Annotated in this window: 14 protein-coding genes; 4 read left to right on the top strand and 10 right to left on the bottom strand. The window is 56.5% G+C overall.

All coding sequences use genetic code 11. The features are described from left to right. The first annotated feature begins 175 nt into the window (after window positions 1-175). A complete protein-coding gene (sbcD, locus tag ACOTX1_RS14570) occupies window positions 176-1,381 on the top strand; it encodes an exonuclease subunit SbcD (RefSeq protein WP_023315504.1) in 1,206 nt (401 codons plus the stop codon). Beyond that, window positions 1,378-4,509 carry an exonuclease subunit SbcC gene (gene sbcC / locus ACOTX1_RS14565; RefSeq protein ID WP_023315503.1) on the top strand — a complete coding sequence of 1,044 codons (3,132 nt, stop codon included), beginning with the start codon at window positions 1,378-1,380 and terminating at the stop codon, window positions 4,507-4,509. The genes sbcD and sbcC overlap by 4 nt, the downstream gene beginning before the upstream one ends. A gap of 97 nt (window positions 4,510-4,606) precedes the next feature. Here sbcC and mak read toward each other — a convergent pair whose 3' ends face one another. Continuing rightward, the gene (gene mak / locus ACOTX1_RS14560) at window positions 4,607-5,512 is read right to left on the bottom strand and encodes a fructokinase (RefSeq protein WP_003859127.1); all 906 of its coding nucleotides are present in this window, start codon (window positions 5,510-5,512) and stop codon (window positions 4,607-4,609) included. A 123-nt stretch (window positions 5,513-5,635) separates the two neighbouring features. On the opposite strand from mak, the gene rdgC reads away from it, so the two are divergent. Next, a complete protein-coding gene (rdgC, locus tag ACOTX1_RS14555; RefSeq protein WP_003859129.1) occupies window positions 5,636-6,550 on the top strand; it encodes a recombination-associated protein RdgC in 915 nt (304 codons plus the stop codon). A 47-nt stretch (window positions 6,551-6,597) separates the two neighbouring features. Here the strand turns inward: rdgC and ppnP are convergent, their stop codons facing one another. From ppnP to ACOTX1_RS14530, 5 genes are all read right to left on the bottom strand, one after another. After that, window positions 6,598-6,885, bottom strand: coding sequence for a pyrimidine/purine nucleoside phosphorylase (ppnP, locus tag ACOTX1_RS14550; RefSeq protein ID WP_003859131.1), 288 nt, complete (start codon window positions 6,883-6,885; stop codon window positions 6,598-6,600). A 71-nt stretch (window positions 6,886-6,956) separates the two neighbouring features. Continuing rightward, window positions 6,957-7,634 carry an AroM family protein gene (locus tag ACOTX1_RS14545; RefSeq protein WP_003859133.1) on the bottom strand — a complete coding sequence of 226 codons (678 nt, stop codon included), beginning with the start codon at window positions 7,632-7,634 and terminating at the stop codon, window positions 6,957-6,959. Between the two features lie 236 nt (window positions 7,635-7,870). Then, window positions 7,871-8,062 (bottom strand): protein YaiA, encoded by a 192-nt coding sequence (gene yaiA, locus ACOTX1_RS14540; RefSeq protein ID WP_003859135.1) that lies wholly within the window; start codon window positions 8,060-8,062, stop codon window positions 7,871-7,873. Between the two features lie 44 nt (window positions 8,063-8,106). Next, window positions 8,107-8,631: a shikimate kinase AroL gene (aroL, locus tag ACOTX1_RS14535; protein WP_023315502.1), complete on the bottom strand. Its 525-nt coding sequence runs from the start codon at window positions 8,629-8,631 to the stop codon at window positions 8,107-8,109. Window positions 8,632-8,775: 144 nt separating this feature from the next. Beyond that, window positions 8,776-9,234 (bottom strand): YaiI/YqxD family protein, encoded by a 459-nt coding sequence (locus ACOTX1_RS14530; protein ID WP_003859141.1) that lies wholly within the window; start codon window positions 9,232-9,234, stop codon window positions 8,776-8,778. A gap of 97 nt (window positions 9,235-9,331) precedes the next feature. On the opposite strand from ACOTX1_RS14530, the gene proC reads away from it, so the two are divergent. After that, window positions 9,332-10,141 (top strand): pyrroline-5-carboxylate reductase, encoded by an 810-nt coding sequence (gene proC, locus ACOTX1_RS14525; RefSeq protein ID WP_023315501.1) that lies wholly within the window; start codon window positions 9,332-9,334, stop codon window positions 10,139-10,141. A gap of 16 nt (window positions 10,142-10,157) precedes the next feature. Here the strand turns inward: proC and adrA are convergent, their stop codons facing one another. The 4 genes from adrA to ACOTX1_RS14505 form a co-directional block, all read right to left on the bottom strand. Further along, window positions 10,158-11,261 (bottom strand): diguanylate cyclase AdrA, encoded by a 1,104-nt coding sequence (adrA, locus tag ACOTX1_RS14520; RefSeq protein ID WP_023315500.1) that lies wholly within the window; start codon window positions 11,259-11,261, stop codon window positions 10,158-10,160. Window positions 11,262-11,363: 102 nt separating this feature from the next. Beyond that, a complete protein-coding gene (gene psiF, locus ACOTX1_RS14515) occupies window positions 11,364-11,684 on the bottom strand; it encodes a phosphate starvation-inducible protein PsiF (RefSeq protein ID WP_022650447.1) in 321 nt (106 codons plus the stop codon). 293 nt (window positions 11,685-11,977) lie between these two features. Beyond that, window positions 11,978-12,238, bottom strand: a complete 261-nt coding sequence (gene iraP, locus ACOTX1_RS14510; protein WP_003859148.1) for an anti-adapter protein IraP — start codon at window positions 12,236-12,238, stop codon at window positions 11,978-11,980. Between the two features lie 208 nt (window positions 12,239-12,446). Next, window positions 12,447-13,661, bottom strand: coding sequence for a multidrug efflux MFS transporter (locus ACOTX1_RS14505; RefSeq protein WP_015571317.1), 1,215 nt, complete (start codon window positions 13,659-13,661; stop codon window positions 12,447-12,449). Between the last annotated feature and the right edge of the window lie 23 nt (window positions 13,662-13,684).

Raw genomic sequence — 13,684 nt, 5'->3', positions numbered from 1 at the left:
CTTATCGTATTTAAGTTACAAGTCTGTAATGCGGCGTCATTATGCGTCAGATTTATGACAGATTTATGAAAAACATTACCACTATAAATGGCAAACTGTTGTTTTATTACAGCGGTTATTTTCCGTTCCACGAAAGTTTATAATCCTGCTTTCTTATTATTGCCACGGATCTTTTATGCGCATACTTCACACCTCAGACTGGCACCTGGGTCAAAATTTTTACAGCAAAAGCCGCGCCGCGGAACATGAAGCGTTCCTGAACTGGCTGCTGGAGACGGCTCAGGCTCACGAGGTGGACGCGATTATTGTGGCGGGCGACATTTTTGATACCGGATCGCCGCCGAGCTATGCGCGTGAGCTATACAACCGTTTTGTGGTCAACCTCCAGCAAACCGGTTGTCACCTGGTGATTGTCGCCGGAAATCATGACTCGGTGGCGACGCTGAATGAATCCCGCGATATTCTGGCGTTCCTCAATACCACCGTGGTGGCCAGCGCCGGGCACGCGCCGCAGATCCTGAAAAAACGCGACGGCACGCCGGGCGCGGTGCTGTGCCCAATCCCGTTTTTACGCCCGCGCGATATCGTGCAAAGCCAGGCGGGTCTGTCCGGCAGCGAAAAACAGCAGCATCTGTTGCAGGCCATCACCCGCTATTATCACCAGCAGCATACGGAAGCCTGCGCCCTGCGCGGCGATCAGGCCATTCCGATCATTGCCACCGGACACCTCACCACCGTCGGAGCCAGTAAGAGTGACGCGGTGCGCGAGATCTATATCGGTACGCTGGACGCGTTTCCGGCGCAAAACTTCCCCCCCGCCGACTACATTGCCCTCGGGCATATTCACCGGGCGCAGATCATCGGCGGCTGCGAGCATATCCGCTACTGCGGCTCGCCCATTTCGCTCAGTTTTGACGAAACGGGCAAAGCCAAATCCGTGCATCTGGTGAGCTTCACCGAAGGCAAACTTAGCGCCGTTGAGACGTTTGAGGTGCCGGTCACCCAGCCGCTGGCGGTGCTGAAAGGCGATCTGGCCGCCATTACCGCTCAGCTTGAGCAGTGGCGCGGCGCAGCGCTTAATCCCCCCGTCTGGCTCGATATCGAAATCACCACCGACGACTACCTGTACGATATGCAGCGTAAAATTCAGACGCTGACGGAAGACCTTCCCGTGGAAGTACTGCTGGTACGCCGCAGCCGCGAGCAGCGCGAGAAAATTCTGCTCAACGCCCAGCGTGAAACGCTTAGCGAACTTCGGGTTGAAGAGGTGTTCGCGCGGCGGCTTGCGCATGAAGAGGTGGACGAGGCCAGACGCACCAGGCTTAACGAGCTGTTTGCCCAGACCCTGCATTCTCTCCATGACGAGGACGAAAACGCATGAAAATTCTGAGCCTGCGTCTGAAAAATCTGAATTCGCTAAAGGGTGAATGGAAAATTGATTTCACCGCGGAGCCGTTCGCCAGCAACGGGCTGTTTGCCATCACCGGCGCAACCGGCGCGGGTAAAACCACGCTGCTGGATGCCATCTGCCTGGCGCTGTACCACGAAACGCCGCGTCTTAATAAGGTCTCTCAGGCGCAAAACGACCTGATGACGCGCGATACCGCTGAATGCCTGGCGGAAGTGGAATTTGAGGTCAAAGGCGTTGCTTATCGCGCTTTCTGGAGCCAGAACCGCGCCCGCAACCAGCCGGACGGGAACTTACAGGCACCGCGCGTAGAGCTGGCCCGCTGCGAAGACGGCAAAATTCTGGCCGACAAAGTCACGGATAAGCTGGAACAAACCGCCACACTCACCGGGCTGGACTATGGTCGCTTTACCCGCTCGATGTTGCTCTCGCAGGGGCAGTTTGCCGCCTTCCTGAATGCTAAACCGAGCGATCGCGCTGAGCTGCTGGAGGAACTGACCGGCACGGAAATTTACGGCCAGATTTCCGCCATGGTTTTTGAAAAACACAAAGCGGCACGTAACGCGCTGGAGATGTGCGAAGCGCAGGCCGCAGGGGTTGTGCTGTTGAGCGAGGAACAGCAGCATCACTTGCAGCAAAGTTTGCAGGCGCTCACTGACGAAGAGAAAATCCTGCTGGCACAGCAGCAGAGCCAACAGAAAGATTTTCAGTGGCTTACGCGTAACGACGAGCTGATACGTGAGCAGCAGCGCGCAGCCGCTTCGCAGCAGCAGGCGCAACAGGCTCTGACGGACGCCGCGCCGCAACTGGCGAAGCTCCAGCTGGCGCAACCCGCCGCCCAGCTACGTCCGCTATGGGAGCACCAGCAGGAGCAGACCGCCCGCCTGTCGCAAACCGCAGAGCGAATTGTCGAAGTAAATACTCGCTTACTCGACAGAGCGGCACAGCGCGCGCGTATCCGCAACGGTGCGCAGCGCAACCGTGAACAGTTGCAGACAGAGCACACGGCGCTGACGCAGTGGCTAACCGAACACGATCGTTTCCGTCAGCGGGGACAGGAAATTGCCGGCTGGCGGGCGCATTTTACGCAGCTGAATCGCGATAAAAATCAGCTTGTTGCCCAGGCAGCGCGCATGGCTGAGCTTCGTCAGAAGCTGGCTGAGCTGCCGGAGAGTACGCTGACGCTGACGGCTGAGGATCTCGCGACGGCAATGGAGCAACAGGCACAATCGCGGGCGCTCCGCCAGCGTCTGACTGCGCTTCACGCTCGCTATCAGCCGCTGCAAAAACGGCTGCGCCAGAATGCGGAAAGCGTGCAGAAAGCGCAGGCTGAGCAGGGTAAGCTCAATGAAACGCTGATCCTGCGGCGTCAGCAGTTCAAAGAAAAAAATCAGCACTATGCCGACCTGAAAGCGCTCTGTGAGCGTGAGGCGACAATCAAGGATCTTGAGAATTATCGTGCTCAGCTGGAAGCGGGTAAGCCTTGCCCGCTCTGCGGTTCACGCGAACACCCGGCAGTTGTGCAGTATCAGGCGCTTGAACTGACTGACAATCAGCGCCGCCGCGACGCGCTGGAGAAAGAGGTTGCCGCGCTAAAAGAGGAAGGATTGCTGGTGCTCGGGCAGGTGAATGCGCTGACCCAACAGATCCAGCGCGAGACTGAGGAAGCACAGGCTCTCTCTCAGGAAGAACAAGCACTCACTAAAGAGTGGCTGGAGGTCTGCACCTCCCTGAACATAGCGCTGAATATTCAGGATGATATAGCACTCTGGATGAGCGCACAGGAGCAGTATGAACGCCAGCTGTATCAGCTCAGCCAGCGTCTGACGCTGCAAAACCAGCTCATTGAACAGGAAGGTCAGGCGCGCCAGTACCAGCAGCAGCTGACGGCGACGCGTCAGGCGCTGGCGGCCTCGCTAGAGTCGCTGTCGCTTAGCGTGCCCGATGAAGGGGCCGAAAGCGCCTGGCTGAGCGCGCGCGAAAGCGAATATACCCTGTGGCAGGAAAAACAGGCCCAGCACGGTACGATTCAGGAACGTATTAACGCCCTGATGCCAATCCTGGAGACGCTGCCGGTTACCGATGATACAGAAGCCGACGCGGTTATACCTGAGAAGTGGCGCGGCATCCACGACGAATGCGTGTCGCTGCAAAGCCAGCTCACCACCCTCCAGCAGCAGGAGACGCTTGAGCGAGAACGGCTCCAGCAATCACAGGCTCAGTTCAACGCCGCGCTGACCGCGAGCTGCTTTGCCGATCGGGAGGCATTTCTCTCCGCCCTGCTGGATGAAGCGTCGATCCGCCAGCTTGAACAGCAAAAGCAGACGCTGGAAAACCAGCTCCAGCAGACCACGGCGCTTTCGGTGCAGGCAAGCCAGCAGCTTCAGGCGCATCAGGCACAGCGCCCCGAGGGGCTGGAAACCGATGCCGCAACGCTTCAGGCGCAGTTACATCAGCTGGCGCAACAGCTTCGGGACAACACCACGCATCAGGGGGAGATCCGCCAGCAGCTCAAACAGGACGCCGATAACCGTCTGCACCAGCAGGCGCTTATGCAGCAGATTGAGGAGGCGGCGCGTCAGGCCGACGACTGGGGCTATCTCAATGCGCTGATAGGCTCCAGCACCGGCGATAAATTCCGTAAATTCGCCCAGGGGCTAACGCTGGATAATCTGGTGTGGCTTGCCAACCAGCAGCTCAACCGTCTGCATGGCCGCTATCTGCTTCAGCGTAAAGCCAGCGACGCGCTGGAGCTGGAAGTGGTCGATACCTGGCAGGCCGATGCGATACGCGATACCCGTACCCTTTCCGGCGGGGAGAGTTTCCTGGTCAGTCTGGCGCTGGCTTTAGCGCTTTCCGATCTGGTCAGTCACAAAACGCGCATTGATTCGCTGTTCCTGGATGAAGGGTTCGGCACGCTCGACAGTGAAACGCTGGACACCGCGCTGGATGCGCTCGACGCACTGAACGCCACCGGGAAAACCATCGGCGTGATCAGCCACGTTGAGGCGATGAAAGAGCGTATTCCGGTGCAGATCAAGGTGAAGAAGATCAACGGGCTGGGGTATAGCAGGCTGGACAGGGAGTTTGCGGTGAATTGAATGGGGGACGGTGCGGTCTGATGCCCTCCCCCTGGCCCTCTCCCTGTGGGAGAGGGTACAAACATCATAAACGGCAACGCAAGTTGCCGTTTTGCGTTTATTCCGGCCACAGCCACGCCGCGCCTCGCACGCCGCTGGAGTCACCGTGGACGGCTTTGCGGATCGGCGTTTCGCACTCGCCGCCAAATACCCACTGTTTCACCAGCGTTGGCACCGTGGCGTAAAGTCGGTCGACGTTGCTCATGCCGCCGCCCAGCACAATCACGTCCGGATCGAGGATATTGATCACATGCGCCAGTGACTTAGCCAGCCGCATTTCGTAGCGGCTGAGCGCCAGTTCAGCCACCGGATCCTGCTCCTCAACCAGACGCATAATCTCGTTACCTTTCAGCGGCTGGCCGCTCAGACGATGATAATCGGTGGCAAACCCCGTACCGGAGATAAAGGTCTCTATACAGCCCTGCTTGCCACAGTAGCACGGCACTTCGGCGCGGTATTTGAGTTCATCTTCATCCATCCACGGCAGCGGGTTGTGCCCCCACTCGCCCGCGGTGCCGTTGCCGCCAATATGCGAGCGCCCTCCGAAGGCCACGCCCGCCCCGCAGCCGGTGCCGATAATTACGGCAAATACGGTCTGCGCGCCAGCCGCTGCGCCATCCACGGCCTCAGACACCGCCAGGCAGTTTGCGTCATTCGCCAGACGCACTTCCCGGTTCAGGCGTTGACTTAAGTCTTTATCAAACGGCTGACCGTTGAGCCAGGTGGAGTTGGCGTTTTTCACCACGCCGGTATACGGCGAAATGGAGCCAGGGATCCCCATCCCGACTGTGCCCGTCTCGCCCGTTGCCTGCTCTGCCATATCGACCAGGCGGGCAATCGTCTCTATGGTCTGGTGATAATCATCGCGCGGCGTAGGCAGACGGTGGCGAAACAGTTGCTCCCCCTGCTCGCTCAACGCAATGACTTCTGTTTTGGTGCCGCCCAAATCAATCCCAATACGCACAAGACACTCCTCATTATTTTGATTATCAACAGAGTAGAAGCCCGCTTCCCGATTAGCAATGCAAGCGATGCGACAATTCGTTATCATGCCCGCTGATTTAACGACAAGGCCGTGGAAATTATCATGCTGTGGTTCAAAAATTTGATGGTTTACCGTCTCAGCCGCGACGTTTCGCTGCGTGCAGAAGAGATGGAAAAACAGTTAGCCGCTTACTCCTTTACCCCTTGCGGTAGCCAGGATATGGCAAAAACCGGCTGGGTTCCGCCAATGGGTTCTCAAAGCGATGCGCTGACCCACGCCAGCAGCACGGGGCAAATCATCGTTTGCGCCCGCAAAGAAGAGAAGATCCTGCCGACGCCCGTGGTTAAGCAGGCACTCGAAGCGAAGATCTTCAAGCTGGAAGCTGAACAGGGCCGTAAGCTTAAAAAAACCGAAAAAGATTCGCTGAAGGATGAAGTGCTGCACTCGCTGCTGCCGCGCGCGTTTAGCCGCTTTAGCCAGACCATGATGTGGATCGACACCGTTAACGGGCTGATCATGGTGGACTGCGCCAGCGCCAAAAAAGCCGAAGATACGCTGGCGCTGCTGCGTAAGAGCCTTGGCTCATTACCGGTGGTACCGCTGGCGCTGGAAACGCCGATTGAGCTGACCCTGACCGAGTGGGTGCGCAGCGGGACTGCCGCGCAGGGCTTCCAGATCCTTGATGAAGCAGAGCTGAAAGCGTTGCTGGAAGATGGCGGCGTGATCCGCGCGAAGAAACAGGAACTGGTGAGCGACGAAATCGCCGTGCACATTGAAGCGGGCAAAGTGGTGACCAAACTGGCACTCGACTGGCAGCAGCGCATTCAGTTTGTGATGTGTGATGACGGCTCCGTGAAGCGCCTGAAATTCTGCGATGAACTGCGCGATCAGAACGAAGATATCGACCGCGAAGATTATGCTCAGCGCTTTGACGCAGACTTTATCCTGATGACCGGCGAGCTGGCGGCGCTGATTCAGAACCTGGTGGAAGGTCTCGGCGGCGAAGCGCAGCGCTGACAGGCAAAACGTAGGCCGGGTAAGCGAATGCGCCACCCGGCATGCTTTTATTTCAGATAGCGGCACAGATAAGAGGTTGGCTCTGCAACCTGTAAATGGAACTCGCTGTGGCCCGGCACGTTGAAGACCTGCCCGGCACTATATACTTTCCACTCCGTTTCACCCGGCAGCAGGACGTTCAGCGCGCCGCTGACCACCGTCATCTCTTCCGCTTCTGCGGTGCCAAAGGTGTATTCCCCTTCCGCCATTACGCCGACACTGGCGCGGCCAGTGCTGCTGCTGGTAAAACCAATGGATTTCACTTTACCGGAAAAGTATTCGTTACTTTGAAGCATGAACTGGCCCTTATATTTATAGAGAAAAATCCACTATAGGGGCCATGCTCATGACCTGTCACGCAAAATCTTTACACCAGTAATTCTGACGCCAGACGCGCCATCAGGACGTTAGAGAGCAGCACCGGAACATCCAGCGCCTTTTGCAATAAATCACGATGCCGCTGATGGAAGCCCAGGCAGTCGAGCATCAGGACATCCGCCCCTCTGTCGATCAATTCCTGCCCAGCCGCAATCAGCTTCGCTTCGCTGTCCCAGAACGGGTTAGCCAGCGCGTACAGCGGGGTGTGCTCCAGCGCAGCCCACTTCACCGTCTGGTTATCCAGCAGTTCCTCAACGGGAACGATGACCCCAACCTGATGACCATCAACAATAGAGGCCACCAGCGGGGGGATAATCCGCATCGGTTCGAGCAGAATGGCATTACGCGCGCTGAGTCCTTTAACGGGTGCCGTGCTCATCAGCAAAATGACGTCATAGTCCTGATTGTCGAGCACTTCGATCACGCCCTGTAGCGCGCGCTCGATTTTCTGGCGCGACACATGCGCCAGTTTACCGTCACTGAGTAACGTTGCCAGGGGATCTTCCCCCTCTCCGACCGCGTAGTCTTCCATGACCTCTTCCCGACTGAGCTTCCCTAACAGACTGAGATGCGTAATTTGTTGTTCAGAGACATGCTCGGTTAAGAGCGGTAATACTTCGCTTACAGGCACCACACCAATCGTGAGGATCGCCAACGTCGCCTTCATTTTGATCGCCTTCCGTTACTACCACAACTGCCACACAGGTGCAGGCTCACTACGCTGCACTGTTCATTTATTCAACAAAACAGCACCAAGCGTAGCAGGGGATCTCAACACCGTAGTGTAAAGATCGACTGGCCTTTCCGAATCCACCTGTAATAACTAAATATTAACTGCTGCTTAACATCAGCGATAAGTTAAAAGTGTGATTCAGGCACGGTTGTAACGAATTCGGATTCCTGTCAGGACTTCTCAGGATCCTCATAGCGCCGTTTCGCATCCAGCGCTTCCTGTTCGGTTTCATGTTCGCTGATCAGCGAATCAGGTTTAGGGTGATCGGCACGCAGCTGGTACCAGGTTACGGTTTGATCACCATTACCTTTTTCAACGGTAACGATGCGGGCTTCACGTGGATAGGGAGGTCTGGTTGGCATAGCTCATCCTTTTTTTATGTCTGAGCTATGAGTATAGACGGCTGTTAGCTGGCGCAAGCCAAACGCAGGGCGGTAATAATCTGAATCGCAACTTTTTCGGGTGACGCCGACGCATCCACAACGTGGTGTGCCGCCTCGCGGTACAGTGCATCGCGTTCGGCGAGGACCTCGCTGACCTCTTCACTCAGCGGTTTCGCGGTCAGCGCCGGGCGCTGCCCCTCTTCCGGAAACGCCTCCAGCCGCCCCACCAGCGTAGAGACCGGGGCACAGAGGTAGATCACGACACCCTTTTCGCGCATAAACTGGCGGTTATACGACGCCAGGATAATGCCCCCACCGGTCGCAATCACGGTTGACGGCGCGGTCACCGCTTCCAGCGTGGCCGTTTCACGCGCACGAAAGCTCTCCCAACCCTCATCTTCAACGATATCGGCGATAGTCTTACCCGCATTCTCCTGAAGCCAGTGGTCAGTATCGACAAACTGACTCTGGCACAAACGCGCCAGCTCCAGACCAACGGTGGTTTTCCCACAGCCGCGAGGGCCAACTAAAAAGATGGGTGGGTTCATAACCAGGTGTTCCCCTTGCTGCCGGATAACTGAAGGCTGTAAAGAAATGATTGCAGTAGATGTTGCGCTAACTTTACTGCAAAGCGGTACGGAATGACAAGCCTGTGGAAGCCACACTGTACCACAAAACCGCCTGGAGGTGGGCTACGCCGGGCGGCGCTTCACTTCCAGCAGCCATTTATCCAGCTCGGCGGCAAACTGCTGGCGATCGCGCTGCGACAGGCTGTCCGGCCCACCGGTTTGCACGCCGCTGGAACGCAGCGTATCCATAAAATCACGCATGGTGAGCTTCTCCCGGATCGTTGCCGGAGAGTAGCGCTCGCCGCGCGGGTTAAGCGCCGCGGCCCCCTTCGCCAGCACGTCGGCAGCCAGCGGGATATCCGCCGTGATCACCAGATCTCCTGCGTCACACAGGCGTACTATCTCGTTATCCGCCACGTCAAACCCGGCCGGAACGCGCAGAGATCGGATGTATCTGGAGGGCGGCACGCGGATATTCTGGTTCGCCACCAGCGTTAGCGGCATCTGCACGCGCTCGGCAGCACGAAATAAAATCTCTTTAATCACATTCGGACACGCATCCGCATCAACCCAAATCGCCATCGTCTCTCCCCATTATGATTCTGGCGACTATTGTCGCCTGCATTTCGTTGTTAAGCTATCAATGAGAGATAACAACGCATAATAACGGAGAGACGTGATGGATAAGAAAATCGGGTTTATCGGCTGCGGAAACATGGGCAAAGCTATCCTCGGCGGACTGATTGCCAGCGGGCAGGTGCTGCCGGGGCAGATTTGGGTCTATACCCCATCCCCGGATAAAGTCGCGGCGCTGCGTGATGAGTATGGTGTCAACGCTGCCGAAAGCGCGCAGGAAGTGGCTCAGGTGGCGGATATTGTCTTTGGCGCCGTTAAGCCGAATATCATGATTAAAGTCCTGGGCGAGATCACCTCCAGCCTTAACAAAGAGACCCTGGTGGTGTCGATTGCCGCAGGCGTGACCCTCGATCAGCTCGCCCGCGCGCTGGGTCACGACCGTAAGATTGTTCGCGCCATGCCAAACACCCCGTCGCTGGTGAATGCCGGTATGACCTCCGTTACCCCGAACGCGCTGGTCACATCTGAAGACGTGGCAGATGTACTGAATATCTTCCGCTGCTTCGGCGAAGCGGAAGTGATTGCCGAACCGATGATCCACCCGGTGGTCGGCGTGAGCGGCTCTGCCCCGGCGTATGTTTTTATGTTTATCGAAGCCATGGCCGATGCTGCCGTATTGGGCGGAATGCCGCGCGCGCAGGCCTACAAATTTGCAGCGCAGGCGGTGATGGGCTCGGCCAAAATGGTGCTGGAAACGGGTAAGCATCCGGGCGAATTGAAAGATATGGTGTGCTCGCCGGGGGGCACAACCATTGAAGCCGTGCGCGTGCTGGAAGATCGCGGATTCCGCTCCGCCGTGATCGAGGCGATGGAAAAATGCATGGAAAAATCAGAGAAGCTCAGTAAGTCCTGATGCGCTACGCCGGGCGTCAGGCGGCCACTTCGGTGCGGCCCCGTCCGGCATTTTTGGCTTTATAGAGGGCCACGTCCGCCGCCTTTAGCCATTCACGATAGTGGGTGAACTGCGCCCCCCAGGGGGCAACCCCAACGCTGATACACAACCTCGCCGTTGGTGCTCCGTGCAGCGGCATGTTGACCAGCCGTTCATGGACGCGCGACATCGCTGCAATCGCGCTGTCGGCAGGCGTGCCGGACATGATCACCGCGAACTCATCCCCACCAAAGCGGCCAATATAATCGCCTGAGCGCAGAGTCAGCTGAAGCTGGCGCGTGATGGCAACAATCGCTTCATCTCCCACGTCATGCCCCCAGGTGTCGTTGATCGCCTTGAAGTGATCGATATCAATGAGCAGTATCGTCGCCTGTCGATGGCTGCGACGGCAGGCCTCAAATTCGTAACGCAGCAGCGTTTCCCAGTGACGGCGATTGAACACGCCGGTCATTCCGTCGCGGGTACTCATCAGCTCAAGCCGACGCTTATGCTCTGCCAGCCGGATCGCCGTGCGGTGGCTGAGCCATGCAAACAGCATGGGGTAGACCACCAGCACGGGGAGCGTCAGCCACAACGCCAGCGGTGCAGAGGTCAACAGCACAGGAGTACCCGTGGATTGCACGGTGAGCAGAGCAGACAGGGCAAGCAGCGCCAGTCCTGTCAGAAATAAGCGACATCCCCCCGATCCCATCATATTCATGCCGATCATCATGATCAGCGCCGCCGTTGGTAGCGCATTGAACCCTGTTAGCCCCATCCAGACACCGGCAAGAATGGCATCGATTTTCAGATTAACAATTTCACTGCTGTGGGGTTCAGCCGAACGAAAAGCCAGCTGCCAGGCCAGATGGGGCCAGACAAAGACCCAGCCCACCAGCAATAACCACCAGACGCCGGAAAGAAACTGGCTCACCAGAACGCTGGCAAGCGGAACAAATATCGCCGCCAGACCAACGATGCGTGCCAGCCGTATTCGCCGGGCAAATCGCAGACCGGAACAGTATGAATCATCCTGAGAAAGCTGCTGGTGCCACGCTTCCCGAATGTTCTCGTGACTGTCATAAAACTCATCATTCATCATCTTTGGGAATATTCTGAAACATTTTCCCAAATTATAGAGAGGGGGATAGCGGGGAAAGTATGAAATTTTGGGTGAGCCACAGCCGTGACTCACCCGTTAGCACTACGCCTGTTTTTTCAGGCACGCGCTCATGAACTTGCTGCGATCGTCGCCTTTCAGCATCTGCTGTGTCGCCTGGGCATTGCACTCGCGCATTTTTTGCTGCTGCGGGGTCAGGCTTTTTTCACCGGGTTTTGTCGCACCATTTTTTAGGCAGTCGCTCATGTACGTTTTACGGGCATCCCCTTTCAGGCTTTGCGATGTCGCCTGTTGGTTACAGGTCGTCATGCGTTGCTGCTGGGGCGTCAACGTTTTCTCTTCCGCATGTGCTGATGCCATCAGACACAGGCCAGAGAGCAGGGTAATCAGTATTGTTGTTTTCATTGCACCATCCTTTATGTGAAGTTCCACGTTAAGTCTGGTTCGTTACGAAAAAAAAACCACCCTGCGCACCTGATTTTCGCCGGGCTTCGCGGTTATTTCAGCCCTGTAGCGGCACAATGATCATTATCCGGTTTCGCCGGCAGGGAGGCGGTAATTAATAGCAGAAATTATGCGGTGAAAACTGTGCTCTGTCTCAATTTAATTTACCCTGAAAAATGTGTAAAAATAAAAACAGAGCGACGCCAGGCATCCTGCATGACAATTCTGTGGCATGTCATTTCACCTCTGGCCGGTTAACTGCGAGGATGCCTCAAAAGCTTTTTTACGTATTGCTGAAGCAGCTCCGCATCCTCTGCGGGAACCTGTGAATCAGGGCGAGCTTTTTCCAGCGCGCCTTCAACGTTGTCGATCAACGCCTCCTGCTCTGGTTTTGCCATCTGTCGCAGCAGCGCCGTCACAACGATTTCCAGCGCCTCGACCTGGGCAACCAGCTCTTTCGACTCTTCTTCCTTTTGGGCAAGCTTAACCAACAACTCAGCAATGAGATTTTTCATGGTGCTATTTCCTTATGTGATTTCCCCTGAAATTAACACCCTCACTGAATAATGAAAAGCATGGATTGGCTTTATCTTATGCAAAAGTGACATCGCTGCCAAAAAAGATATTTCGGGGAGAAAGCGAAACGTTTTTCTAAAAGAAAGACGCCGCATTTCGTTATATAAAAATGCGGCGTTCATAAGAATAAATAATATATTATCGTGTTTACCGGGCCGACTTTGCCTCAGCGATTCGCCTGCGACGGCGTAAGGCAAAGGCCAGTTGAATAATATTCAGCAGTACCACCACCGCCGTCGCGGCAAATACCCAGCGGAAACCCGCCATCGCCGAGACCGAGGCGCCAATAAGCGGGCCCGCTACGTTGCCTAAATACATGAACGACTGGTTGTAGCCAAAAATGCGGCCGGTTACCTGGTCACTGGAATATTTCACCAGCAGCGTCTGAACAGCGGGCAGCATGGCGCCATCCGCGAAGCCAAGCAGGAAGCGCAGGATGCCCAACTGAAGAGGTGTGGTGACGAATGACATGGCAAAGAAAAGGATCACCGCAATGATGAGCGTTGCCATCAGAATACGTGCCGTACCGATCCTGTCGCCCAGTTTCCCCAGGCGCGGAGCAGACATCAGCGCCGACACGCCCGGCACGGCGGCAATCATCCCGCTCAGAAACGCAATGTTGCTGCTGTCCGGCGCCATCGACTTGATAAACAGCGCCAGAATCGGCCCCACCGAGCCGTTACAGAGCTGGATCACCATCGTCGTCACAAAGAGGCTAATCATCAGGCCAGGATAAGGCAGCGAGGCGAAAACCGCTTTTCCGCTCAGGCGTTCGGATTTGCTGACAACAGGCCGCCCGCCCTCTTTAATCAGAAAAAGGGTGACCAGAAAGCTAATCGTCAGCAGGATCGCAGTAATGATAAAGACCGCACGCAGCCCGACATGGTCCGCCAGGAAGCCGCCGAGCAGCGGGCCGCCAATGACCCCGCTGATCTGGGCGGTGGAAAGCGTGCTGAGCGCCCAGCCGCTTCGCTCACGCGGTACCTGTGAGGCCACCAGCGCCATGGCATTCGGAATGTACCCGGAGGTCAGCCCCATTATCGCCCGCAGAATAAACAGCTGCCAGACGTTGGTGGCGAAGGCCTGGAGCAAAATGGCTATCGCCATCCCCAGCGAGGCGCGGAGCAGCATCAACTTGCGCCCCTTGCGATCTGCCAGGCTACCCCACATCGGCGACACAATGGCGGAGACCAGAAACGTCACGCTGAACGTCAGGCCGGACCACATGGAGAGCGCTTCATGGGAAGTGACCCCCAGCTGCGACACATACAGCGGCAGGAAGGGCAATATCTGGCTGATAGCCAGTCCGGTGAAGAAGCAGCCGAACCAGACTGAAATGAGGTTAACTTTCCAGGATTCCATAACAGAAATAGTCTTCATTTTTA

It is taken from the genome of Enterobacter cloacae complex sp. IR5401 (assembly GCF_049238425.1).
GTDB lineage: Bacteria > Pseudomonadota > Gammaproteobacteria > Enterobacterales > Enterobacteriaceae > Enterobacter > Enterobacter hormaechei_C.
This window is presented reverse-complemented; position numbering and strand designations above follow the sequence as displayed.

Coding starts and splice junctions, on each gene's coding strand:
- rdgC (WP_003859129.1), top strand. CDS start 5,636: ATGCTGTGGTTCAAAAATTTGATGGTTTACCGTCTCAGCCGCGACGTT.
- iraP (WP_003859148.1), bottom strand. CDS start 12,238: ATGAAAAATCTCATTGCTGAGTTGTTGGTTAAGCTTGCCCAAAAGGAA.
- yaiA (WP_003859135.1), bottom strand. CDS start 8,062: ATGCCAACCAGACCTCCCTATCCACGTGAAGCCCGCATCGTTACCGTT.
- ACOTX1_RS14545 (WP_003859133.1), bottom strand. CDS start 7,634: ATGAAGGCGACGTTGGCGATCCTCACGATTGGTGTGGTGCCTGTAAGC.
- adrA (WP_023315500.1), bottom strand. CDS start 11,261: ATGATGAATGATGAGTTTTATGACAGTCACGAGAACATTCGGGAAGCG.
- ACOTX1_RS14505 (WP_015571317.1), bottom strand. CDS start 13,661: ATGGAATCCTGGAAAGTTAACCTCATTTCAGTCTGGTTCGGCTGCTTC.
- aroL (WP_023315502.1), bottom strand. CDS start 8,631: ATGAACCCACCCATCTTTTTAGTTGGCCCTCGCGGCTGTGGGAAAACC.
- ACOTX1_RS14530 (WP_003859141.1), bottom strand. CDS start 9,234: ATGGCGATTTGGGTTGATGCGGATGCGTGTCCGAATGTGATTAAAGAG.
- psiF (WP_022650447.1), bottom strand. CDS start 11,684: ATGAAAACAACAATACTGATTACCCTGCTCTCTGGCCTGTGTCTGATG.
- ppnP (WP_003859131.1), bottom strand. CDS start 6,885: ATGCTTCAAAGTAACGAATACTTTTCCGGTAAAGTGAAATCCATTGGT.
- sbcC (WP_023315503.1), top strand. CDS start 1,378: ATGAAAATTCTGAGCCTGCGTCTGAAAAATCTGAATTCGCTAAAGGGT.
- proC (WP_023315501.1), top strand. CDS start 9,332: ATGGATAAGAAAATCGGGTTTATCGGCTGCGGAAACATGGGCAAAGCT.
- sbcD (WP_023315504.1), top strand. CDS start 176: ATGCGCATACTTCACACCTCAGACTGGCACCTGGGTCAAAATTTTTAC.